This window comes from Pseudomonas sp. A6 (genome assembly GCF_052367875.1).
GTDB lineage: Bacteria > Pseudomonadota > Gammaproteobacteria > Pseudomonadales > Pseudomonadaceae > Pseudomonas > Pseudomonas citronellolis.
Genome location: NZ_CP198970.1, coordinates 456,383 through 480,309, shown reverse-complemented (window position 1 = coordinate 480,309; position 23,927 = coordinate 456,383). Strand labels below are relative to the sequence as shown.

At 67.2% G+C, this 23,927-nt stretch carries 19 protein-coding genes; 4 read left to right on the top strand and 15 right to left on the bottom strand.

The features are described from left to right. Window positions 1-405: a flagellar basal body-associated protein FliL gene (locus ACTWJ5_RS02110; RefSeq protein ID WP_058072639.1), complete on the bottom strand. Its 405-nt coding sequence runs from the start codon at window positions 403-405 to the stop codon at window positions 1-3. A gap of 157 nt (window positions 406-562) precedes the next feature. Between ACTWJ5_RS02110 and ACTWJ5_RS02105 the strand changes: the two genes are divergently transcribed. Beyond that, a complete protein-coding gene (locus tag ACTWJ5_RS02105; RefSeq protein ID WP_444437376.1) occupies window positions 563-1,543 on the top strand; it encodes an NADPH:quinone oxidoreductase family protein in 981 nt (326 codons plus the stop codon). 515 nt (window positions 1,544-2,058) lie between these two features. Here the strand turns inward: ACTWJ5_RS02105 and ACTWJ5_RS02100 are convergent. The 7 genes from ACTWJ5_RS02100 to ACTWJ5_RS02070 form a co-directional block, all read right to left on the bottom strand. Next, on the bottom strand, window positions 2,059-3,582 hold the full coding sequence (locus ACTWJ5_RS02100) for a malonate--CoA ligase (RefSeq protein ID WP_444437375.1): 1,524 nt from the start codon (window positions 3,580-3,582) through the stop codon (window positions 2,059-2,061). 8 nt (window positions 3,583-3,590) lie between these two features. After that, the gene (locus ACTWJ5_RS02095; protein ID WP_444437374.1) at window positions 3,591-4,892 is read right to left on the bottom strand and encodes a malonyl-CoA decarboxylase; all 1,302 of its coding nucleotides are present in this window, start codon (window positions 4,890-4,892) and stop codon (window positions 3,591-3,593) included. 23 nt (window positions 4,893-4,915) lie between these two features. Next, a complete protein-coding gene (locus ACTWJ5_RS02090; protein WP_444437373.1) occupies window positions 4,916-6,373 on the bottom strand; it encodes an amidase in 1,458 nt (485 codons plus the stop codon). 156 nt (window positions 6,374-6,529) lie between these two features. Beyond that, the gene (locus tag ACTWJ5_RS02085; RefSeq protein WP_444437372.1) at window positions 6,530-7,564 is read right to left on the bottom strand and encodes an ABC transporter substrate-binding protein; all 1,035 of its coding nucleotides are present in this window, start codon (window positions 7,562-7,564) and stop codon (window positions 6,530-6,532) included. Between the two features lie 26 nt (window positions 7,565-7,590). After that, window positions 7,591-8,397 (bottom strand): ABC transporter permease, encoded by an 807-nt coding sequence (locus ACTWJ5_RS02080; protein ID WP_444437371.1) that lies wholly within the window; start codon window positions 8,395-8,397, stop codon window positions 7,591-7,593. Next, complete coding sequence (locus tag ACTWJ5_RS02075; RefSeq protein WP_444437370.1) at window positions 8,397-9,323, bottom strand: ABC transporter permease; 927 nt, start codon at window positions 9,321-9,323, stop codon at window positions 8,397-8,399. The genes ACTWJ5_RS02080 and ACTWJ5_RS02075 overlap by 1 nt, the downstream gene beginning before the upstream one ends. A 10-nt stretch (window positions 9,324-9,333) precedes the next feature. Beyond that, complete coding sequence (locus tag ACTWJ5_RS02070) at window positions 9,334-10,452, bottom strand: ABC transporter ATP-binding protein (protein WP_249918102.1); 1,119 nt, start codon at window positions 10,450-10,452, stop codon at window positions 9,334-9,336. A gap of 218 nt (window positions 10,453-10,670) precedes the next feature. Here ACTWJ5_RS02070 and ACTWJ5_RS02065 point away from each other — a divergent pair, with 218 nt between their 5' ends. Further along, window positions 10,671-11,570: a LysR substrate-binding domain-containing protein gene (locus ACTWJ5_RS02065; protein ID WP_444437369.1), complete on the top strand. Its 900-nt coding sequence runs from the start codon at window positions 10,671-10,673 to the stop codon at window positions 11,568-11,570. A gap of 386 nt (window positions 11,571-11,956) precedes the next feature. Here the strand turns inward: ACTWJ5_RS02065 and ACTWJ5_RS02060 are convergent, their stop codons facing one another. The 4 genes from ACTWJ5_RS02060 to trxA all read right to left on the bottom strand — a co-directional run bounded on the left by ACTWJ5_RS02060 (window position 11,957) and on the right by trxA (window position 16,414). After that, window positions 11,957-12,925 (bottom strand): CDP-6-deoxy-delta-3,4-glucoseen reductase, encoded by a 969-nt coding sequence (locus ACTWJ5_RS02060; RefSeq protein ID WP_043316391.1) that lies wholly within the window; start codon window positions 12,923-12,925, stop codon window positions 11,957-11,959. A 70-nt stretch (window positions 12,926-12,995) separates the two neighbouring features. Then, entirely contained in the window at window positions 12,996-14,462 is a 1,467-nt protein-coding gene (ubiD, locus tag ACTWJ5_RS02055; protein ID WP_074978007.1) for a 4-hydroxy-3-polyprenylbenzoate decarboxylase, read from the bottom strand. A gap of 116 nt (window positions 14,463-14,578) precedes the next feature. Beyond that, on the bottom strand, window positions 14,579-15,841 hold the full coding sequence (rho, locus tag ACTWJ5_RS02050) for a transcription termination factor Rho (RefSeq protein ID WP_009615070.1): 1,263 nt from the start codon (window positions 15,839-15,841) through the stop codon (window positions 14,579-14,581). A 246-nt stretch (window positions 15,842-16,087) separates the two neighbouring features. Then, window positions 16,088-16,414, bottom strand: a complete 327-nt coding sequence (trxA, locus tag ACTWJ5_RS02045) for a thioredoxin TrxA (protein ID WP_009615069.1) — start codon at window positions 16,412-16,414, stop codon at window positions 16,088-16,090. 195 nt (window positions 16,415-16,609) lie between these two features. On the opposite strand from trxA, the gene ppx reads away from it, so the two are divergent. After that, window positions 16,610-18,112: an exopolyphosphatase gene (gene ppx / locus ACTWJ5_RS02040; protein WP_074978009.1), complete on the top strand. Its 1,503-nt coding sequence runs from the start codon at window positions 16,610-16,612 to the stop codon at window positions 18,110-18,112. Window positions 18,113-18,575: 463 nt separating this feature from the next. On the opposite strand, the gene ppk1 is transcribed toward ppx, so the two are convergent. Then, complete coding sequence (ppk1, locus tag ACTWJ5_RS02035; protein WP_074978012.1) at window positions 18,576-20,786, bottom strand: polyphosphate kinase 1; 2,211 nt, start codon at window positions 20,784-20,786, stop codon at window positions 18,576-18,578. A 22-nt stretch (window positions 20,787-20,808) separates the two neighbouring features. After that, entirely contained in the window at window positions 20,809-21,822 is a 1,014-nt protein-coding gene (hemB, locus tag ACTWJ5_RS02030) for a porphobilinogen synthase (RefSeq protein WP_074978014.1), read from the bottom strand. A gap of 244 nt (window positions 21,823-22,066) precedes the next feature. On the opposite strand from hemB, the gene ACTWJ5_RS02025 reads away from it, so the two are divergent. Continuing rightward, on the top strand, window positions 22,067-22,630 hold the full coding sequence (locus ACTWJ5_RS02025) for a DedA family protein (RefSeq protein ID WP_099049022.1): 564 nt from the start codon (window positions 22,067-22,069) through the stop codon (window positions 22,628-22,630). Here the strand turns inward: ACTWJ5_RS02025 and ACTWJ5_RS02020 are convergent, their stop codons facing one another. Continuing rightward, window positions 22,631-23,869, bottom strand: coding sequence for a sterol desaturase family protein (locus tag ACTWJ5_RS02020; protein WP_444437368.1), 1,239 nt, complete (start codon window positions 23,867-23,869; stop codon window positions 22,631-22,633). Window positions 23,870-23,927: the final 58 nt, after the last annotated feature.

Below are 23,927 nucleotides of genomic sequence, written 5' to 3'. Positions count from 1 at the left end.
TCAGGGCTGCACGATCAGGTTGTTGAACAGCAGATCGTCCACCAGTGGCTTCCCTTCCTCTTCTTTGAGGACCGTCTGTACCTGCTTGAGCGCCTCCTGGCGCAGTTTTTCCTTGGCCTCGACGCTGCCGAGGGTTTCGTCGGTCTGCTGGGCGAACAGCATGATCAGCTGGTTGCGGATCAGCGGCTCGTGGTGCTCGACCTTCTCCTCGGCCTCCTTGCCGGTGACCTTCAGGGCGATGTCGGCCTTGTAGTACTTCAGTTTCGGGCCGCTGCCGTAGTTGCCCACCAGGGCCGGGGTGAGGTCGACGAACAGCGGTTTGTTGGCGTCTTCCGGCTTGGCCTCCTCGGAAGCCATCAGGGGGCTGAGGAACAGGGCCAGCGACAGGGCGATCAGGGCTTTCAAGGCGACTTCTCCATGCACGATGCCGGCAAGCATAGCCATACCGGGCGCGCGGCCCAAGCCCGGCGGTTATGCACGGGCATAAGCCGGGACCATACTGATTTGCCCCCCGCCCCGTCACTCCTACACTGCCGGGCATTACACGAAAGGAGTACCTCCGATGAAAGCCTTGCTGTGCAAAGCCTTCGGCCCCGCCGAAACCCTGGTGCTGGAAGAAGTCGCCAGCCCCGAGCCGAAGAAGAACGAAGTGCTGCTGGACGTCCACGCCGCCGGAGTGAACTTCCCCGACACCCTGATCATCGAGGGCAAGTACCAGTTCAAGCCGCCCTTCCCCTTCGCCCCGGGCGGCGAGGCCGCCGGCGTGGTCGCGGCGGTGGGCGAGAAGGTCAGCCACGTGAAGCCCGGCGACCGCGTCATCGCCCTGACCGGCTGGGGCAGCTTCGCCGAGCAGGTGGCGGTGGGCGCCTATAACGTGATGCCGATCCCGGCGGGCATGGACTTCACCACCGCCGCCGCCTTCGGCATGACCTACGGCACCTCGATGCACGCGCTGAAGCAGCGCGGCAACCTGCAGCCGGGCGAAACCCTGCTGGTGCTCGGCGCCTCCGGCGGCGTCGGCCTGGCGGCAGTGGAAATCGGCAAGGCCATGGGTGCGAAAGTGATAGCCGCGGCCAGCAGCGACGCCAAGCTGGAAGTGGCCAAGGCCGCCGGCGCCGACGTGCTGGTCAACTACAGCGAAGGCAGCCTGAAGGACAAGCTCAAGGAAATCACCGGCGGCCAGGGCGTGGACGTGATCTACGACCCGGTGGGCGGCGAGCTGTTCGAGGAAGCCTTCCGCAGCATCGCCTGGAACGGCCGCCTGCTGGTGGTGGGCTTCGCCAGCGGCACCATCCCCTCGCTGCCGGCCAACCTGCCGCTACTCAAGGGCGCCTCGCTGGTGGGCGTGTTCTGGGGCGCCTTCGCCCAGCGCCAGCCGCAGGACAATGCGGCGAACTTCCAGCAGCTGTTCCAGTGGTTTGCGGAGGGCAAGTTGAAGCCGTTGGTTTCGCAGACCTATTCGTTGGAGAAGGCTGGGGAGGCGATCGATCACCTGGGGCAGCGTAGGGCTGTTGGGAAGGTGGTGGTGCAGGTGCGCGCCTGATGTGATGGTGTTTGGGGAGAGTCCGCTCCCTCTCCCTAACCCTCTCCCTGAAGGGAGAGGGGGCTCTTCGGGATGAACACCGAGCGCCACCGACAGGCCCCCGTTCGCGAGCAAGCTCGCTCCTACGAAAAGCCGTTATCCGCCGTCGGCCTCGGCTCCGGAGCCAACGGTGAGGGTGTTCGGCCTGATGTAGCGGTGTGGAGGATGGGCCTCGCTCCCTCTCCCTAACCCTCTCCCTGAAGGGAGAGGGGACCGTTGGGCAGATGCGGGTGTTTTGGAGTTAGCCGGCAACCATGGTGTCTCCGGCAGAAACCGTACTTTTCTCGGCACGGACTAGCCCCCTCTCCCTTCAGGGAGAGGGCTGGGGAGAGGGTTGCGGAGTCCATCCAATACACCGCGTTCACCGGCGAGCGCTGTTCGCGAGCAAGAACTAGGCGTCCCCCTCGCTCCTACGAAAAGCCATTATCGCGCTGGGACCATCGGCGGATAACCGCGAACGGTTATCCGCCCTACGTTCAGGCGTACAACTGCTTGAAGCGCTCGCGCAGCTGGTTCTTCTGCACCTTCCCCATCACATTGCGCGGCAGCGCGTCCACGAACACCACCCGCTTGGGCTGCTTGTAGCGCGCCAGATGACCGTCCAGGCCGGCCAGGATGTCCGCTTCGCTCGGCGCCTCGCCGGGCTTGGCCACCACCACCGCCGTCACGCCTTCGCCGAAGTCGCGGTGCGGCACGCCTATCACCGCCGATTCGGCCACGCCCGGCAGGGTGTCGATGAGTTGTTCCAGCTCCTTCGGGTACACGTTGTAGCCGCCGCTGATGATCATGTCCTTGCTGCGGCCGACGATCTGCACGTAGCCCTTGTCGTCGATGAAGCCGATGTCGCCGGTCATGAAGAAGCCGTCGCCACGCAGTTCCTCGGCAGTCTTCTCGGGCATGCGCCAGTAGCCGCGGAACACGTTGGCGCCGCGCACTTCGATCATCCCCGGCTCGCCCTGCGGCAGCAGCTTCGCCTCTTTCTCGCCCGGGTCGGTGATGCGCAGTTCCACGCCCGGCAGCGGGAAGCCGACGGTGCCGGCGATGCGTTCGCCATTCAGCGGGTTGGAGGTGTTCATGCCGGTCTCGGTCATGCCGTAGCGCTCCAGGATGGCCACCCCGGTGCGTTCGTGGAAGGCCTTGTGCGTCTCGGCGGTGAGCGGTGCGGAGCCGGAGACGAACAGGCGCATATGCGCCACCGCCTCGCGGGTCAGGCCGGCCTGGTCGAGCAGACGGGTGTAGAAGGTCGGTACGCCCATCAGCAGGTTCACCTGCGGCAGCAGACGCAACACCTGCGCGGCGTCGAACTTGTCCACGTACAGCAGCGAGCCGCCGGCCATCAGCAGGCTGTTGATGGCCACGAACAGGCCGTGGATGTGGAAGATCGGCAGCGCGTGCAGCAGCCAGTCCTCGCTGCCGATGGCCCAGGCCTCGACCAGCGCGCGGGCGTTGGAGACCAGGTTGCCGTGGCTGATCATGGCGCCCTTGGAGCGCCCGGTGGTGCCGGAGGTGTAGAGGATGGCGGCGAGGTCGTCGGCGCTGCACTCGATGTCCAGGAAGCGCCCCGGCTTGCCTTCCACATGGGGCATCAGGCTGCCTTCGCAGCGCTGGCCGAGGCTCGCCACGCGGGCCACGCCGCATTGCTGCGCCAGTGCCCTGGCCTGTTCCTCGAAGGCCGGGGTACAGACGAACAGCGAAGGCTCGGCGTCGCCGAGGAAGTAGCTCAGCTCGTCGCTGGTGTAGCCGCTGTTCAGCGGCAGGTAGACCGCGCCGGCGCGCAGGGTGCCGAGGTAGAGCATGACCGCCTCGGGGCTCTTGTCCACCTGCACGGCGACGCGGTCGCCCGGCTGTACGCCGAGCTCCACCAGGGCGTGGGCGAACTGCGCGCTGCTGCGCAGCATTTCGGCGTAGCTGTAGCCGCCGCCGTCCGGGGTGCGGAGGAAGGGTTTGTTCAGGTCTTCGGGCAGGTGCTCGCCGACAGCGGCGAAAAGGCTCTGGTTCATGGCGGTTCCTAGCGGCGTGGCTTGGCCGGTGGGGGGAGATGTCGCTTGACCTCGTTGGCGGCGATCACCGTGCCCTGGTTGGCGTAGGCTTCGTGGTTTTTCTCGATCTGACGCAATTCGTAGCGGTAGTTGACCATCAGCCCGGCGGCCTGGCGCAGGCCGCCGGCGGAGAGGTCGCCGCGCCAGTTCAGGCGTTCCAGGCGGGCGCCGTTGCCCAGGTGGAAGCGCGCCACCGGGTCCAGCGGCTGGCCCTGGGCGTTCTTGGCCTGCAGGAAGTATTCGGCGGCCAGCGCCAGCAGCGGCTGCTCCAGGCGTGGCGGTGGCGGCGCGTCGGGCTTGAGCGCCTTCAGGCATTCGGCGACTTGAGGTTCTTCGGCGCGGCTGTCCAGCCAGCGGCGCAAGCCGGGCACCGGTGAGAGGGTGACGTACTGCTTGAGGCCCGGCACTTCGCGAGCCAGTTCCTCCACCACCTGCTTGATCAGGAAGTTGCCGAAGGAGATGCCACGCAGGCCCTCCTGGCAGTTGCTGATGGAGTAGAACACCGCGGTGTCCGGCGCCTCGGCGGCCTCGCCGGGTTGTTCGAGGATTTCCGCGATGGCGGCGGGCATCTGGCGGGTCAGCGCCACCTCGACGAAGATCAGCGGCTCCTCCGGCAAGGCCGGGTGGAAGAACGCGAAGCAGCGGCGGTCGGCCGGTTGCAGGCGGCTGCGCAGGTCATCCCAGTCCTTGATGGCGTGCACCGCCTCGTAGCGGATGATCTTTTCCAGGATCGCCGCCGGCGTCGACCAGTCGATGCGCCGCAGCACCAGGAAGCCACGGTTGAACCAGGAGGCCAGCAGGTGCTGCAGGTCATGGTCCACCGCGGCCAGTTGCGGCCGCGCCTTGAGTTCCTGCAGCAGCCGGCGACGCATGGCGATCAGCTCGGCAGTGCCGCCAGGGGCCTGGTTGAGGCGGCGGAACAGCTCCTGGCGCGGCGGCTCGCAGGCTTCGAACAGCGCGGTGACCTGCTCGGCGCCGGGGTTCTCCAGGTAGCGCCGGCAGGCTTCGGCCAGGGCCTCGCGGGGCGGCGCGAAGTCGTTCAGCAGGTTGTCGAAGAAGGCTTTCTGCTGCTCCGCCGGGCAGTCACGGTAGGCACACAGCACCTGGCGCGCCAGGGCCACGCCGGAAGCCTCGCCGTGGCCGGAGAGCAGCCGGCGGCTGGCCTCCACCAGCGAGGCGGCGCTGATCGGCGCCGGCTCGCGGGATTCCAGCAGCTGGCGGCCACGTTCGCTGATGCTCTGCAGCAGTTCCTGGAAGAAGCTGACGTTCATCGAACCTCCTTCTTCGGCGCGCCTCACTGCGCCAGCAGCGGCGGCGGGCAACGCCGGTACCATTGGGTGGCCTGCTCGTAGGCATGGGCCAGTTGCAGCACGGCCATGTCGGCCTGGTGCCGGCCGATGATCTGCAGGCCCATGGGCAGGCCCTGTTCATTGAAGCCTACCGGCACGTTGGCAACAGGGCAGCCGGACAGGGTGGCGGGGATCACCACTTCCATCCAGCGGTGGTAGGTGTCCATGGCGCGGCCGGCGACTTCCTTCGGCCAATGCAGGTTCTTGTCGAAGGGGAACACCTGGGCGCTGGGCAGCAGCAGGTAGTCGTAGCGTTCGAACAGGCGCTGGATGGCGCGGTACCAGTCGCTGCGCGCCACCGTCGCCTGGTAAACATCCATGGCCGACAGGCGCAGGCCGTTCTCCACTTCCCAGTGCGCTTCCGGCTTGAGCAGTTCGCGCTTGGCCGGGTCGGCGTAGGCGGCACCGAGGGAGCCGGCGACGAACCAGTGGCGCAGGGTGCGCCAGCAGTCCCACAGGCGTTCGGCGGAGAAGCCCAGCTCGCAGGATTCGACCTCGCAGCCGATGGCCTGGAAGTCGGCGAACGAGCGCTGGCACAGCTCCAGCACGCCGCGCTCCATGGCCAGGTGGCCGCCGAGGTCGCCCAGCCAGCCCAGGCGCGCGCCCTTGAAGTCGCGCTCCAGCGGGCCGGCGAAGGCCTTGCCGGATTCGGCGATGGACAGCGGCGCGCGGGCGTCGCTGCCAGCCTGCACCGACAGCAGCAGGGCCACGTCGCGCACGCTGCGGCCCATGGGGCCTTCGTAGCCGAGCTGGTCGAAGAACAGGTCGGCGGCGTCGTCGAAGGGCACGCGGCCCTGGGACGGGCGGAAGCCGACGATGTTGTTGAACGCCGCCGGGTTGCGCAGCGAGCCCATCATGTCGCTGCCGTCGGCCACCGGCACCAGTTGCATGGCCAGGGCCGCCGCCGCGCCGCCACTGCTGCCGCCGGCGGTGCGGCTGGGGTCGTAGGCGCAGCCGGTGGCGCCGAACAGCGGGTTGTAGCTCTGCGAGCCGAGGCCGAATTCCGGGGTGTTGCTCTTGCCGATGAGGATGGCGCCGGCGGCGCGGATGCGCTCGACCATGATGCCGTCGCGCTCGGGCACGTAGTCGCGGTACAGCGGCGAACCCAGGGTGGTGCGGATGCCCTTGGTCAGCGACAGGTCCTTGATGGCGTGGGGCAGGCCGTGCATCCAGCCGCGGTATTCGCCGCGGGCCAGTTCTGCGTCGCGCTCGTCGGCCTGGGCCAGCAGCGCCTCGGCCGGTTGCAGGCTGACCAGGGCGTTGACCGCCGGGTTGAAGCGCTCGATGTGCGCCAGGTAGTCGCCCATCACCTCGCGGCAGGAGACCTGGCGCAGGCGGATGAGCTGCGCCAGTTCATGGGCCTGGAGCTGGACGAGGGGGCTGATATTCGGGTTCTGGCTCATGTGACGCGGCCTTTCTCTGGGTTCCCGCGTTCGCGGGAATGACGGAACGATGTTTGTGCAGATGCGACTTTTGACGGGGTGAGCGAAGCCACGGCGCCTCGCGGCGCCCTGCCCCACCCCGTCACCCCCGCGAACGCGGGGGCCGAACAACCGGCCTCAGCGCATCAGGTTGGTCCACAGGCGGTCGGCCAGGCGGATGGCGCCTTCACCGCAGGTCTTGCTGAAGACCACCTTGGTGCCCTCGGGGATGTGCAGCTCCGGCGCATCCTTCAGGCTCGGGTCGAGGAAGGCGTCGGTGCCCTTGATCGGGCTCTGGTGCTTGAGGAAGTTCTGGGTGATCGCCGAGTTCTCCGGCTGGCTCATGAAGGCGATGAACTGGCGGGCGGCGTCAGGATTCTTGCTGCCCTTGGGGATCACCAGGTTGTCCACCCAGGCCATCACGCCTTCCTTGGGGTAGAGGTACTTCAGGCTCGGCTTCATCTCCCGGGCGCGCAGCGACGAGCCGCCCCAGAACAGCGACATGGAGGTCTCGCCGGAAGCGAGGTTCTCGCGCACCGAGCCGGCCTTGGAGCTGTAGGTCTTGACGAAGGGCTTCTGCGCCTTGAGCAGGTTCAGCACCTGCTGCACCTGTTTCGGGTCCTCGCTGCACAGCGGCACGCCCAGGTACAGGCTGGCGGTGTCCATCACCTCGTTGACCGAGTCGAGCATGTTGATCTTGCCCTGCAGCTCCTGCGGCGGCTGGAACAGCAGCGAGTAGCTGTCGGCCAGGCCCTTGTAGGTGGCGGTGTCGTAGACCACGCTGGTGGTGCCCCAGATGAAGGGCACCGAGTAGCCGCCTTCCGGGTCCCAGGTGGGCTTCTGCAGGTTGTCCTCGATGTTCGCGTAGTACGGCTGCTTGATCGGGTCGAAGCGCTCCAGCAGGTTCTCGTGGACCAGGATCGGCACGAACTGGTGCGAGGGGATGGCCACGTCGTAGCCGCTGCCGCCCTGCTTGAGCTTGGCCAGCAGCGTCTCGTTGGAATCATAGGAATCCACCGTGACCTTGATGCCGGTCTGCTTCTCGAACTTCTCCAGGATCTGCGGCGAGAAGTAGCCGCTCCAGCTGATGACGTTGACCTGTCCGGCGGCGTGGGCCGCGCCGGCCAGGCTCAGCGACAGGGTGGCGGCGATGACTGCGATCGACTTGCTCATGTTGACTCCCGGTTGTGGCGTGGCGCTCAGGCTTTGGCTTTGCCGAGCAGGAAGGAAAGGCTGACGAAGAACACGGAAACCCCGAGGATCAGCGTCGACACCGCATTGACGTCGGGCGTGACGCCCATCCGCAGCAGGCCGAAGATGAAGATCGGCAAGGTGGTGGTGCCGGCCTGGGAGACCATCATCGAGATCACGAAGTTATCCAGCGAGACGATGAAGGCCAGCATCAGCCCGGAGAAGATCCCCGGCATCAGCAGCGGCAGGGTGACCTTGCGGAAGGTCCGCCAGGGCCCGGCGTAGAGGTCGGCGGCGGCCTGCTCCAGGGACAGGTCCATGTCCTCCAGGCGGGCGCGGATCGGCAGATAGGCGAAGGGAATGCAGAACACCGTGTGGGCGATGATCAGGTTGCCATAGCCCAGCGACACGCCGAGGCTGGAGAACAGCGCCAGGGTGGCCACGCCGACGACGATCTCCGGCAGCACCAGCGGCAGCATGATGGCGCCCATGGACAGGCGCATGCCCTTGAACTTGGCCCCGCGCGAGGTGCCCAGCGCGGCCAGGGTGGCGATCGCGGTGGCGATCATGCTGGCGCACACGGCGATCAGCAGGCTGTTGCCGGCGGCGCTGCGCAGCGCCTGGTTGGCAAAGGCGGCGCGGTACCAGTCGAGGCTGAAGCCGGTCCACACGGTGGCGGACTGGTTGGCGTTGAACGAGTAGATCACCAGCACCACGATGGGCGCGTACAGGTAGAGGTAGAACAGCAGGCTGAAACCGCCGAAGCCGGGGAAGTCCTGCACGCCGAGACGGCGCTTGCGCAACAGACTCAGCATCACACACCTCCCCGGGCCACGCGCAGGCGCTCGGCGCGCATCGCGTAGAAGGTCAGGGCGAGCATCACCGCCGCCATCAGCACCAGCGACAGGGCGGCGCCGAAGGGCCAGTTACGGGCGTCGGCGAACTGCCGGAAGATCAGGTTGCCGAGCATCATCTTGGTGCCGCCACCGAGCAGTTCCGGGGCGATCATCGCGCCCAGGCAGGGCACGAAGGTGAGGATGGCGCCGGCCAGGATGCCCGGCCGGGCGATCGGCAGCACCACCTTGCGCAGGGTGCGCAGGCGCCCGGCGTAGAGGTCCTGGGCGGCTTCCAGCAGACGCATGTCCATCTTCTCCAGGGTCGAGTAGATCGGCAGCACCACGAAGGGCGCGTAGGTGTAGACCAGGCCCAGCAGCACCGCGCCGTCGTTGTACAGCAGCGGCAGCGGCTGGTGGATCAGGCCCAGGCCCATGAGGCCGTTGTTGATCACCCCGGTGCCGCGCAGCAGCAGGATCCAGGCGTAGGTGCGGATCAGCAGGTTGGCCCAGAACGGCACGGTGATCAGGAAGATCAGCAGGCCGCGCCGCCGCGCCGGCTGCATGGCCAGCCAGACCGCCACCGGGAAGCCCACCAGCAGGGTGATGGCGGTGGTGGCGGCGGCGATGCCCAGCGAGCGCAGGGCGATGATCAGGTAGGAGTCGGCGAAGGCCAGGCTGTCGTCCAGCTGGCGTTCGAACAGCAGCGAGACGTAGGCGTCGCTGCTGAACACGTGATTGACGCCGCCGTAGGGGTTGGCCTGCATCAGCGAGTAGGCGCCGACGATGAGGATCGGCACCACCAGGAACAGGCCGATCGCCAGCAGCGCCGGCGACACGCCGAGCAGGCCGGCCAGGGCCCGGCGCCGCTCCAGGGCGTTGCCGGGGCGTACGGTGAGAGTGGTCATGGCGGGTTCCTCAGTCCAGCAGCACGCTGGCGCTGTCGCGGTCGAACTGCAGGCCCAGGCGCTCGCCGGCGGCGAAGCGCTGGCTCTGCCCGGCGCTGTTGGGCGTGCGCACGCGCAGGCGGGTGCCGTCGGCCAGCTGCACCTGGTACTGCAGGTCGGTGCCCAGGTAGACCTGTTCGGCCAGGGTGCAGGGCGTGGCATCCGGGGTGTCGGCGCCGACCAGGCGCAGGCGCTCGGGGCGGATCGACAGGGTCACCTCGGCGCCTTCGCGCAGGCCCTCGCGGCCCGCCGCGCGCAGCGTCTGGCCGCCGGGGATACGGAACAGCGCCTGCTCGCCGGCCAGCTCGGCGACCTGCGCCGGGAGGAAGTTGGTCTCGCCGATGAAGTCGGCGACGAAGCGGTTGCGCGGCTGCTCGTAGATGTCCGTCGGCCGGCCGACCTGCTGCACCTCGCCATTGGCCAGCACGGCGATGCGGTCGGACATGGTCAGGGCTTCTTCCTGGTCGTGGGTGACGAAGATGAAGGTGATCCCGGTCTTGGCCTGGATCGTCTTGAGCTCCTCGCGCATGGCCTGGCGCAGCTTCAGGTCCAGGGCCGAGAGCGGCTCGTCGAGCAGCAGCACCTTGGGGTGCGGGGCCAGCGCGCGGGCCAGGGCCACGCGCTGCTGCTGGCCGCCGGAGAGCTGCGTCGGGCGGCGCTCGGCGAAGCGTTCCATCTGCACCAGGGCGAGCATCTCGCGCACCCGCTCGGCGACGGCCGCCTTGCCCAGGCGCTGGCCCATGGGATGGGACTCCAGGCCGAAGGCCAGGTTCTCGGCGATGGTCATGTGCGGGAACAGCGCGTAATGCTGGAACACGGTGTTGACCGGGCGATCGTAGGGCGCGCGGTCGGCGATGTTCTCGCCGTAGAGGAGGATTTCCCCGGCGGTGGGGAACTCGAAGCCGGCGATCATCCGCAGCAGGGTGGTCTTGCCGCAGCCGGAGGGCCCGAGCAGGGTGAAGAATTCGTTGTCGCGGATGTCCAGGTCGACGCTCTTCAGCGCCACCGGGCCGCTGTCGGGGTCGCCGTAGACCTTGCGCACCGAACGGATGGAGACGGCGGCCGTCTGCAGGCTGTGCAGGGCACTCATGGATGTACCTCCGGTTCCCTCCCCCGCTGGCGCGGTGCGCGCGGAGGCTTGTATTTGTTGTGGCAGGAATGGGGAAAGCGCTGCAGCGTGTGCCGGTGACCGGCTGGTTTTGTGGTGAGGCTGCTGGGGTCGAGTGTGGCCAGATTGCGGTTGAGCAAAAAGCTCAATTTTCTTACATTCGATATTAAATAATTTAACAACGCACGAGACCCACCCTCATGTCACTCCCCCGCTTGCCGCCGCTCAACGCCGTGCGCGCCTTCGAAGCGGCCGCGCGCCTGGGCAGCTACGTCGCCGCCTCCAGGGCGCTGCACGTCACCCAGCCGGCCATCGGCCGCCACGTGCGCCTGCTGGAGGACTGGCTGGGCGTGCAGCTGCTGGAGCGCACGCCGCGCGGGGTCAGCCTGACGCCGGCCGGGCAGCGCTACTACGCGAAGATATCCACGGCCCTGCAGCAGATCGCCGAGGCCAGCCTCGAACTGGTGCCCGGCGGCTCGGCGCGCTGGCTGAAGATCCTGGTGGTGCCGGCCTTCGCCAAGCGCTGGTTGATGCCGCATCTGGAAACCCTGCGCCAGCAGCGCCCGGGGCTGAAGGTGGCGATCGAACCGAACCCGACCTTCACCGAGGTGGACGGCAACAGCGCCGACCTGGGCATCGCCTACGGCATGCCCGGGCAGTATCCGCAGAGCCAGGCCACGCTGCTGCACCCGCAGGTGTTCCCGGTGTGCTCGCCGGCCTACCTCGCCACTCATGGCCCGCTGGACAGCGCCGAGGAGCTGGTGCGCCACGATCTGATCCACGTCCACGACGGCGAATGGTGGAACGCCTGGTTCGCCGCCAACCAGTTGGACATCCGCGTCAGCCCCGACGTGCTCTACGTCAGCAACGACCACGCGCTGTCCATGGCCGAGGCCGGCGCCGGCATCGCCCTGGCCAACGACGTGCTGGTGCGCAAGGAGCTGGAATCCGGCGCGCTGGTGCGGCCGCTGCACAATCAGGTGCGCCTGGAGAGCTACCAGCTGCTGATCCCGCCGGGGCCGAGCAGCGCCGATATCGAGTGGTTCGGCGATTGGCTGGCGCAAACCCTTGCCGCGGAGTTTCCTTCGGCGTTGCCGTAGGGCGTCCGCCCTACTCTCCTCGGAAATCGCGAACGGAGTCCGCTCCTACGCTCCGGGGAAACACCGTCGTAGGAGCGGACTCCGTCCGCGATGGGTGGGCCCGAAACCCGGCCCATGAGGGAGCAGTCCCGTAGGATGGGTTGAGCCTGTGCGAAACCCATGCTGCCGCGGTGATGGGTATCGCTTCGCTCAACGCCATCCTACGACGGTATTTCCCTGAAGGCCGCGCCGAACTGTTTTTTGTAGGAGCGAGCTTGCTCGCGAACAAACGCGGTGCCATGCGGTTCGCGAGCAAGCTCGCTCCTACGAGAAGCCTCGCCGGCCAGCACCGTGCCCCCATGTAGGAGCGCGCCCTGCGCGCGAATCGCGGGCAGGGCCCGCTTGCCTTAATCGCGTGGCGCGTAGGCGAAGACGTCGGCGCGCATCTGGTGGGCGTCCATGCCGGCGGCCACCAGGGCGTCGAGGGTGGCGTAGACCATCGCCGGCGAGCCGCTGGCGTAGACGGTCAGGCTGCCCAGGTCGGGGAAGTCCTCGCACACCGCCTCGTGCAGCAGGCCGCAGCGGCCCTGCCAGCCGCATAGGTCGCTGACCACCTTGTGCAGGTGCAGGTTGGCCAGGCCCTTCCACTCGTCCCAGTGCGGCAGCGCGTAGAAGTCCTCGGGCCGGCGCACGCCCCAGTACAGGTGCACCGGGTGGGCAAAGCCCTGGGCGCGGCAGTGCTCGATCAGGCTGTGCATCTGCGCCATGCCGGTGCCGGCGGCGATCAGCACCAGCGGGCCTTCGGGCAGTTCGGCCAGGTGAGCATCGCCGAAGGGCAGTTGCACGCGGGCGATGCGTTCGCGCTGCAATTGCCCGAGCAGTTCGATGGCGCTGTTCTCCCGCGCCAGGATGTGCAGCTCCAGGTCGCGGCCCTCATGGGGCGCCGAGGCCAGGGAGAAGGCCGAGTCGTTGCCGTCCTCGCGCTCGATCAGCAGGTATTGCCCGGCGTGGTAGCGCGGCGGTTTGCCGGCCGGGGCGCGCAGGCGCACGCGCCAGACGTCGCCGCCCACCGCCTCGCACAGCGTCAGCTGGCAGGCCAGCTTGCGCAGCGGCAGTTCACCCGGGGCGAGCACGCCGTCCCAGTGCAGCACGCAGTCTTCCAGGGGCTCGGCCAGGCAGGTGAAGAGTTCGCCATGGTCGCGCACCTCGCCGTCCTGGCGCACGCTGCCTTCCACCAGCAGCGCGGCGCAGACGTGGCAGTTGCCGTTGCGGCAGCTCTGCGGGCAGTCGTAGCCCAGGCGCCGCGCGCCGTCGAGGATGCGCTCGCCCGGGCGCAGTTCGAGCTGGGCGCCGGAGGGTTGCAGGGTCACACGCATCGCTTCGCCTCCGTCTTCATCCGTGCGGCGAATTCGCGAGCAAGCTCGCTCCTACGAAGGGCCGTGCGCATCAATCGATCCCCAGGCTGGCCCAGATTTCGTCGACGCGGCGGCTCACCGCCTCGTCCTTGACGATGGCGCGGCCCCATTCGCGGCTGGTCTCGCCGGGCCACTTGTGGGTGGCGTCCAGGCCCATCTTCGAGCCCAGGCCGGAGATCGGCGAGGCGAAGTCGAGGTAGTCGATCGGCGTGTTGTCGATCATCACCGTGTCGCGCTTGGGGTCCATGCGCGTGGTTATCGCCCAGATCACGTCGTTCCAGTCCCGCGCGTTGATGTCATCGTCCGTGACTATGACGAACTTGGTGTACATGAACTGTCGCAGGAACGACCACACACCCAGCATGACGCGCTTGGCGTGGCCGGGGTACTGCTTCTTCATGGTCACCACCGCCATGCGGTACGAGCAGCCTTCGGGCGGCAGGTAGAAGTCGGTGATCTCCGGGAACTGCTTCTGCAGGATCGGCACGAAGACTTCGTTCAGCGCCACCCCGAGGATCGCCGGCTCGTCCGGCGGGCGGCCGGTGTAGGTGCTGTGGTAGATCGGCTTCTGGCGGCGGGTGATGCGCTCGACGGTGAACACCGGGAAGCGGTCCACCTCGTTGTAGTAACCGGTGTGGTCGCCGTAGGGGCCTTCGTCGGCCATCTCGCCGGGGTGGATCACCCCTTCCAGGACGATCTCGGCGCTGGCCGGCACCTGCAGGTCGCTGCCGATGCACTTCACCAGTTCGGTGCGGTGGCCGCGCAGCAGGCCGGCGAAAGCGTATTCGGAGAGGGTGTCGGGCACCGGCGTCACGGCGCCGAGGATGGTCGCCGGGTCCGCGCCCAGGGCCACGGCCACCGGGTAGGGCTGGTCCGGGTGCTTCTGGCACCACTCGCGGTAGTCCAGGGCGCCGCCGCGGTGGCTGAGCCAGCGCATGATGACCTTGTTGCGGCCGATCACCTGCTGGCGGTAGATGCCGAGGTTCTGCCGTTCCTTGTTCGGCCCGCGGGTGACTGTCAGGCCCCAGGTGATCAGCGGCGCGACGTCGCCGGGCCAGCAGGTCTGCACCGGCAGCTTGCCCAGGTCGACCGCCTCGCCCTCTTCGATGACTTCCTGGCAGGGCGCGTCCTTGAGCACCTTGGGCGCCATGCTGATGACCTTCTTGAAGATCGGCAGCTTGCTCCAGGCGTCCTTCAGGCCCTTGGGCGGCTCCGGCTCCTTGAGGAAGGCCAGCAGCTTGCCGATCTCGCGCAGCTCGGAGACGTCCTCGGCGCCCATGCCCAGGGCCACGCGCTCGGGGGTGCCGAACAGGTTGCCGAGCACGGGCACGTCGAAGCCGGTGGGTTTCTCGAACAGCAGGGCCGGGCCCTTGGCCCGCAGGGTGCGGTCGCACACCTCGGTCATTTCCAGCACCGGGGACACCGGCACCTGGATGCGCTTGAGCTGGCCGCGCTGCTCCAGGGCGGCGATGAACTCGCGCAGGTCGCGATACTGCATGGAAGTCTCGATGGCGTAGGCGAAGATGCGACAGTTTAGCCTTTAACACCACTTCGCAGAAACACGAAGGCCGGGTTTCCCCAGCCTCGTGGCTTGCAGCGATCAACCAGCGGCGCTTACTTGCTGCGCTTCATCGAGTCGAAGAACTCGTCGTTGGTCTTGGTCTGCTTGAGCTTGTCCAGCAGGAACTCGACGGCGGCGATCTCGTCCATCGGGTGCAGGATCTTGCGCAGGATCCACATGCGCTGCAGCTCCTCCTCGCCGGTCAGCAGCTCTTCGCGGCGGGTGCCCGAGCGGTTGATGTTGATCGCCGGGAACACGCGCTTCTCGGAGATGCGACGATCGAGGATGAGTTCCGAGTTGCCGGTACCCTTGAATTCCTCGTAGATCACCTCGTCCATCTTCGAGCCGGTCTCGATCAGCGCGGTGGCGAGGATGGTCAGCGAGCCGCCTTCCTCGATGTTGCGCGCGGCGCCGAAGAAGCGTTTGGGCTTCTCCAGGGCGTGGGCGTCGACACCACCGGTGAGCACCTTGCCGGAGCTGGGGATCACGGTGTTGTAGGCACGCGCCAGGCGGGTGATGGAGTCGAGCAGGATGATCACGTCCTTCTTGTGCTCGACCAGGCGCTTGGCCTTCTCGATCACCATCTCGGCGACCTGCACGTGGCGGGTCGGCGGTTCGTCGAAGGTGGAGGCGACCACTTCGCCGCGCACGGTGCGCTGCATCTCGGTCACTTCTTCCGGGCGCTCGTCGATCAGCAGGACGATCAGGTGGCACTCGGGATTGTTGCGGGCAATGTTGGCCGCGATGTTCTGCAGCATGATGGTCTTGCCGGCTTTCGGCGGTGCGACGATCAGGCCGCGCTGGCCCTTGCCGATCGGCGAGCAGAGGTCGATCACCCGGCCGGTGAGGTCCTCGGTGGAGCCGTTGCCGGCTTCCATGGTCAGGCGCTTGGTCGGGAACAGCGGGGTCAGGTTCTCGAACAGGATCTTGTTCTTCGCGTTCTCCGGACGATCGAAGTTGATCGAATCGACCTTGAGCAGGGCGAAGTAACGCTCACCTTCCTTCGGCGGGCGAATCTTGCCGACGATGGTGTCCCCGGTGCGCAGGTTGAAGCGGCGGATCTGGCTGGGCGAGACGTAGATGTCGTCCGGACCGGCCAGGTACGAGGAGTCGGCGGAGCGCAGGAAGCCGAAGCCGTCCTGGAGAATCTCCAGCACGCCGTCACCGGAGATTTCCTCGCCGCTCTTCGCGTGCTTCTTCAGCAGCGCGAAGATGATGTCCTGCTTGCGCGAACGGGCCATGTTTTCCAGGCCCATGGCATCGGACATTTCCAGCAATTCGGTAATCGGCTTTTGCTTGAGTTCGGTCAGATTCATAAGAAGGAGGTGTTAGATAGATATGAGGAAAGGGGAAACAAGCATGTGAGCTCGTTAATGCCGTGCCGCAGAGTGACGACAGGATCGCTTGGAAATTCGAATAGGAAGTGCGTCGGCGACGGCTTGCAGGGGACAACGTAAAACAACGTTGCAGGCCCGAATGTAACACCCGCGCCAAGGGGCGTCTAGGGGACGGAATGAAAAAAGCCCCGCGTCGTGCGGGGCTTTTCCGGGGGCTGTCGCGACTCAGATGTTGCTGTCGAGGAAGGCCGCCAGTTGCGACTTGGACAGGGCGCCGACCTTGGTGGCCTCGACGTTGCCGCCCTTGAACAGCATCAGCGTCGGGATACCGCGCACGCCGTACTTCGGCGGGGTTTCCTGGTTCTCGTCGATGTTCAGCTTGCAGACTTTCAGCTTGCCCTGATAGTCCTTGGCGATCTCGTCCAGTACCGGCGCGATCATCTTGCACGGACCGCACCACTCGGCCCAGTAGTCCACCAGCACAGGACCATCGGCCTTCAGCACGTCCTGCTCGAAGCTGGCATCGGTAACGCTGACGATATGTTCGCTCATGAAATCTCTCCGTGGGAATCGGATGCGAAAAAAAGTGGGCCCATCATAGCCCGCCTTGGCCGCCTTCCGAAAGGCGCAGGCGATTGAGTGTCGCTATCGCCGGCCCCGGCGAAACCGATCGACGGCCCGGCGTTCGTTGGCACCGAAGGGCTATCGTGGCAGGATGTCGGGGTTAACAAACGGACCTTTTTCAAGATGCCCCATACCCCCGCCAAGACCTTCCCGCTGATCGCCGCCCTGGACCTGGGCTCCAACAGCTTCCACATGGTCCTGGCCAAGGCCGATCATGGCGAGATCCGCATCCTCGAGCGGCTCGGCGAGAAGGTCCAGCTGGCCGCCGGCATCGGCGAGGACCGCCTGCTCAACGAAGAGGCGATGCAGCGCGGTCTGGATTGCCTGCGGCGCTTCGCCCAGCTGATCAACGGCATGCCGCCAGGCTCGGTGCGGGTGGTCGGCACCAACGCCCTGCGCGAGGCGCGCAACCGCAACGAATTCACCCGCCGCGCCGAGGAAATCCTCGGTCACCCGGTGGAAGTCATCTCCGGCCGCGAGGAAGCGCGCCTGATCTACCTGGGCGTCTCGCACACCCTGCCGGACACCACCGGGCGCCGCCTGGTGGCCGACATCGGCGGCGGCAGCACCGAGTTCATCATCGGCCAGCGCTTCGAATCGCAGTTGCGCGAGAGCCTGCAGATGGGCTGCGTCAGCTACACCCAGCGCTATTTCAAGGACGGCAAGATCACCCCGGCCCGCTACGCCCAGGCCTACACCTCGGCGCGCCTGGAGCTGATGGGCATCGAGAACAGCCTGCGCCGCCTGGGCTGGGACGAGGCCCTCGGCGCCTCCGGCACCATCCGCGCGGTGGGCCTGGCGATCCAGGCCGGCGGCCACGGCAACGGCGAGATCAACCCCGACGGCCTGGCCTGGCTCAAGCGCAAGGTGCTGAAACTGGGCGACGTGGACAAGCTCGACCTGGACGGCATCAAGCCGGACCGCCGACCGATCTTCCCGGCCGGCCTGGCCATCGTCGAAGCGCTGTTCGACGCGCTCGACCTCAAGCAGATGCACCACTCCGAAGGCGCCCTGCGCGAAGGCGTGCTCTACGACCTGCTCGGCCGTCATCACCATGAAGACGTGCGCGAGCGCACCATCAGCGCGCTGATCGAGCGCTACCACGTCGACCTCGACCAGGCCGCCCGCGTCGAGGCCAAGGCCCTCCAGGCGCTGGAGCAGGTGGCCGAACCCTGGAGCCTGCAGGACGACTGGCACCGCGAGCTGCTCGGCTGGGCCGCGCGCACCCACGAGCTGGGCCTGGACATCGCTCACTACCACTACCACAAGCACGGCGCCTACCTGATCGAGCACTCGGACCTGGCCGGCTTCTCCCGCGAGGACCAGCAGGTGCTGGCGCTGCTGGTGCGCGGCCATCGCCGCAACATCCCGGCGGACCGCTTCGCCGAGCTGGGCCCTGAGGGCGACAAGCTGATCCGCCTGTGCATCGTGCTGCGCTTCGCCATCCTCTTCCACCACATCCGCGGCACCCAGGAAATGCCGGACGTCACCCTCAAGGTGGGTTCGAAGAGCCTGGAAGTGCGCTTCCCCAAGGGTTGGCTGGAAGCCAACCCGCTGACCCAGGCCGACTTCGAACAGGAAGCCGGCTGGCTGCAGCGCGTGGGGTACCAGCTGAGCGTGAGCTGAGGGAGCCGACTGCGCCGAGGCGCTCTTCGTAGGATGGGTTGAGCCTGCGAAACCCATGCGGTGCTGGTGATATGGGTATCGCTTCGCTCAACCCATCCTACGACGGCCACGGCCCCACCCCCGCCATTCCCCTGTAGGAGCGCGCCCTGCGCGCGAATCGCGGGCAGGGCCCGCTCCTACAAGAAGCCGCACCAACCTGGACCGTAGGAGCGGAGCTTCTCCGCGATAGCCGCAACCTCCGGCGCGATTCGCGGATGAGATCCGCTCCTACGAAACGCCTCACGCCGCGCCCAATGCCGGAGCGCGTCCTGCCGCGCAATCGCTTTTCGTAGGAGCGAGCTTGCTCGCGAACCGCCCCCCGCTGCGGACCCGGGTTCGCGAGCAAGCTCGCTCCTACAAGGGTGATGAACCCATGAAAAAGCCCCGGCGCTTGCGCGGCGGGGCTTCTCGGGGACGGGGCGGCTCAGCGCGCGCTGATCACCGGCGTGCACAGGCGCTCCAGCAGCATGGCCTGGGCGTTGCGCGGGTTCTGGTTGCCGGTGGGGTTCAGGCGCTGGTAGCTGCCATCGGGCTGCAGCACCCAGGCCTGGGTATTGTCGGCCAGGTACAGCTCCAGCTCCTTCTTCACCCGCTGCACCAGCTTCTTGCCTTCCACCGGGAAGCAGGTCTCCACGCGCATGTCGAGGTTGCGCTCCATCCAGTCGGCGCTGGAGAGGTAGAGCTTCTCGTCGCCGCCGTTGAGGAAGTAGTAGATGCGGCTGTGCTCGAGGAAGCGGCCGATGATCGAGCGCACCTGGATATTGTGCGACACCCCCGGCACGCCCGGGCGCAGGCAGCACATGCCGCGCACCACCAGGTCGATCTTCACCCCCGCCTGGCTGGCCTTGTACAGGGCGCGGATGACCTTCGGGTCGGTCAGCGAGTTGACCTTGGCCATGATGTGCGCCGGCTTGCCTTCGGCAGCCTGGGCCGCCTCGCGGTTGATCATCTCCAGCAGGTTCTTCTTCAGCGTGAAGGGCGCGTGCAGCAGCTTCTTCATGCGCAGCGTCTTGCCCATGCCGATCAGCTGGTTGAACAGCTTGTGCAGGTCCTCGCACAGCGCCACGTCGGCGGTGAGCAGGCTGTAGTCGGTGTACAGGCGGGCGTTGCCGGCGTGGTAGTTGCCGGTGCCCAGGTGCGCGTAGCGGCGCAGCTCGCCATCCTCGCGGCGGAGGATGAGCATCATCTTGGCGTGGGTCTTGAAGCCGACCACGCCGTAGATCACCACCGCGCCGGCCTGCTGCAGGCGGCTGGCCAGTTGCAGGTTGGATTCCTCGTCGAAGCGCGCGCGCAGCTCGATCACCGCGGTGACCTCCTTGCCGTTGCGCGCCGCCTCCACCAAGGCGTCGACGATTTCCGAGTTGGCACCGGAACGGTACAGGGTCTGCTTGATGGCCAGTACGTTCGGGTCCTTGGCGGCCTGGCGCAGCAGGTCGACCACCGGGGTGAAGGACTCGAAGGGGTGCATCAGCAGCACGTCCAGCTTGGCCAGCACGCCGAACATGTTCTCCTTCTTCTGCAGCAGCTTCGGAATGGTCGGGGTGAACGGCGGGTACTGCAGCTCCGGATGGCTGGCCAGGCCGGTGACGCTGAACAGGCGGGTCAGGTTGACCGGGCCGCTGACCTTGTACAGCTCGCTCTCGGCCAGGCCGAACTGCTTGAGCAGGTAGTTGGACAGGTGCGCCGGGCAGGTGTCCACCACCTCCAGGCGCACGGCGTCGCCGTAGCGCCGCGAGAACAGCTCGCCGCGCAGCGCGCGGGCCAGGTCCTCGACGTCCTCGGCGTCCACCGAGAGGTCGGCGTTACGCGTCAGGCGGAACTGGTAGCAGCCCTTGACCTTCATGCCGGAGAACAGGTCGTCGGCGTGGGCGTGGATCATCGAGGAGAGGAACACGTAGTTGTCGCCCTCCCCGGCCACGTCCTCGGGCAGGCGGATGATCCGCGGCAGCGAGCGCGGCGCCGGGATGATCGCAAGGCCGGAGTCGCGGCCGAAGGCGTCCATCCCCTCCAGCTCGACCACGAAGTTCAGGCTCTTGTTCACCAGCAGCGGGAACGGGTGGGTCGGGTCGAGACCGATGGGGGTGATGATCGGGGCGATCTCGTCGCGGAAGAAGCGCCGCACCCAGGCCTTGATCTTCGGCGTCCAGTAGCGCCGGCGGATGAAGCGCACGCCGTGCTTGGCCAGCTCCGGCAACAGGATGTCGTTGAGGATGGCGTACTGGCGGCCGACCTGCTCGTGTACCTGCTCGCTGATCCGCGCCAGGGCCTGGTGCGGCAGCAGGCCGTCGGCGCCGGCCTGCTCGCGGGCGAAGGTGATCTGCTTCTTCAGCCCGGCGACGCGGATCTCGAAGAACTCGTCGAGGTTGCTGGAGAAGATCAGCAGGAACTTCAGGCGTTCGAGCAGCGGGTAGGACTCGTCCAGCGCCTGCTCCAGCACGCGGATGTTGAACTGCAGCTGCGACAGCTCGCGATGAATGTAGAGGGCGCTGTCGTCGACGTTCACCGCCACCGCCGGGGCGGCGGGCGCCTCCACGGGGGGTTCGGCGACCACGGGGACCTCGACGGTCTCCAGGGTCTCGCTGACAGTCACTTCGGTTTCGATCAGGTCGGTAGCGTTCTGGCCTTCGGTATTCATCGCAAGTCTCGTCGCGGGGGCGTCAGCGCCCCCTTTTCAGTTGTTCTGCCGCACGTTTGGCGAAGTAGGTCAGGATGCCATCAGCGCCGGCGCGCTTGAAGGCCAGCAGCGATTCGAGAATCACCGCCTCGCTGAGCCAGCCATTCTCGATGGCCGCCATGTGCATCGCGTATTCGCCGCTGACCTGGTAGACGAAGGTCGGCGCGCGGAATTCGTCCTTGGCCCGGCGGACGATGTCCAGGTAGGGCATGCCCGGCTTGACCATGATCATGTCGGCGCCTTCGGCGAGGTCGGCGGCGATCTCGTGCAGCGCCTCGTCGCTGTTGCCCGGGTCCATCTGGTAGGTGGCCTTGCTGCCCTTGCCGAGGTTGGCGGCGGAGCCGACCGCGTCGCGGAACGGGCCGTAGTAGGCGCTGGCGTACTTGGCCGAATAGGCCATGATGCGCACGTTGGTGTGCCCGGTGGACTCCAGCGCCTCGCGGATGGCGCCGACGCGGCCGTCCATCATGTCCGACGGAGCCACCACCTGGGCGCCGGCCTCGGCGTGGGACAGCGCCTGCTTGACCAGCACGTCCACCGACTCGTCGTTCATCACGTAGCCGTTCTCGTCGAGGATGCCGTCCTGGCCGTGGCTGGTGAACGGGTCCAGGGCCACGTCGGTGATGATGCCCAGCTCCGGGAAGCGCTCGCGCAGGGCGCGGGTGGCGCGCTGGGCGATGCCCTCGGGGTTGTAGGCCTCGGCGCCGTCGAGGGACTTCTTCTCCAGCGGCGTGACCGGGAACAGCGCCAGCGCCGGGATGCCCAGTTCCACCAGTTGCTCGGCTTCCTCCAGCAGCAGGTCGATGGACAGGCGCTCGACGCCCGGCATCGAGGCGATGGCCTCGCGCTGGTTCTTGCCGTCGAGGACGAACACCGGAAGGATGAGGTCGTCGACGCTCAGCACGTTCTCGCGCACCAGGCGACGGGAGAACTCGTCGCGGCGGTTGCGGCGCAGGCGGGTGAAGGGGAAGGCACGTTCGGCGGAAATGAAGCTCACGGCGTACTCCAAGGCCCGGACAACAGGCACAGTGTGACAGTTATAGTCCGGGATTATGACCGATTGGTAACAAGGGGTAACAGTGACCCAGGGTCGCGGCAACTGGTCGCAGGGGCCCGAAGCCGCAGCATACGACCAAAGTAGGCGGCCCGGGCCATGCAAAGGCCAGCAAGCCGCCAGCAGGTGCCTTCCCCCCGGACGACAACCGCGTTAGGCTGCGCGTTCATTTTGCTGCGTTGCCTCGATAATGCTCCAACAATTCCTGCAGGATTTCGGCTATGTGGCCCTGTTCCTCGGCACCTTCTTCGAGGGCGAGACCATTCTGGTGCTGGCCGGCTTCCTTGCCTTCCGCGGCTACATGCAGCTCGAATACGTGATCGCCGTGGCCTTCCTCGGCAGCTACGCGGGCGACCAGCTCTGGTACTTCCTCGGCCGCCGCCACGGGCGCAAGCTGCTGGCGCGCAAGCCGCGCTGGCAGAAGCTCGGCGACCGCGCCCTGGAGCACGTGCGGCGGCGCCCGGACCTGTGGGTGCTGAGCTTCCGCTTCGTCTACGGCCTGCGCACGGTGATGCCGGTGGCCATCGGCCTGTCCGGCTACCCGCCGGGCCGCTACCTGCTGCTCAACGGCCTGGGCGCCATCGTCTGGGCCAGCGCGCTCGGCTCGGCGGCGTACTACTTCGGCAGCGTGCTCGAAGGCGTGCTGGGCAACATCAAGAAGTACGAACTCATGGTCCTCGGCGGCCTGCTCGCCATCGGCCTGCTGCTGTGGCTGCACCGGCGCATCAAGAACAGCCGCAACGGCAACTGATCAGGCCGGCTGCGCCTGTCGCCCCTCGTGGCGCAGGCCCCACAGCGCCAGCAGGCTGAGGGCGGCATGGGCGCCCAGCAGCGCCAGTGCCCACCCCGGCAACGCCAGGCCGGCCGCTGCGGCGGTGATCGCCACCCAGGGCAGGTTCAGCAGCAGGCGCAGCCCTTCCAGCCGCGACGCCCAGGCGCGGTTCTCCAGCCAGGCGCCGATGACGAACAGGCCGCAGGCCATCCACGCCCAGCCCAGCAACAGCGCCGGCAACGCCCAGCCCTCCCCCAGCCCCAACAGCAAAGTGCCGCCGACCACGTAGCCGGCGAACTGCACGGTCGCGTACCACTGCCGGCCGCGGGACAGCGCCACCTCGAACTTGCGGAAGGCGGCCAGGTCGGGCTTCTGCAGCGGATAGCGCGCCGCCACGTCGGCCGGGCGCCAGCCGGTGCGCATGAACCAGATGCGCAGCTTGTCCCACCAGTTGCCCGCCCGCCGTGCGTCGTTCCACAGCGCGGCATAGACCTGCAGGTTGGCCCACAGCGGGTTCCAGCTGGCCAGCGGCACGGTCACGCCGAACACCACCGGCTCCTCGTCCAGCTCTTCCTGGAAGGTGCCGAACAGGCGGTCCCAGAGGATGAACACGCCACCGTAGTTACGGTCCATGTAGACGGGGTTCTGCGCATGGTGCACGCGGTGGTTCGACGGGCTGACGAAGAACCATTCGAACCAGCCCAGCTTGGGAATGTGCCGGGTGTGCACCCAGAACTGGTAGAGCAGGTTAAGCGCCGCCACGCTGACGAACACCAGCGGCGGCACCCCGGCCACAGCCATCGGCAGGTAGAAGATCCAGCCGAACAGGAAGCCCGTGCTGGTCTGCCGCAGCGCCGTGCTGAGGTTGTATTCCTCGCTCTGGTGGTGCACCGCGTGGGCCGCCCAGAGGATGCTGCGCTCGTGGCCCAGGCGGTGGTTCCAGTAGTAGCAGAAGTCGTAGAAGACGAAGGCGAACACCCAGACCCAGGCGCTTTGCGCGGACAGCTCGAAGAGCGCCAGGTGCTGCCAGGCGAACACGTAGGTGACCAGGCCGATGCCCTTGGTCAGCAGGCCGCTGGTGGTGGACAGCACCCCGGCGCTGAGGCTGTTCAGGGCGTCGCTCAGGCGATAGGTGGAGGTGCCGCGCCAGCGGTCGGCCAACAGCTCCAGCGCGATCAGCAGGAAGAAGAACGGCACCGCGAAGAGGATGTAGTTCATGGCGCGACCGAATCGTTATGCTTATGGATACCGATCCTAGTCCTCTGGCGCCCGGCTA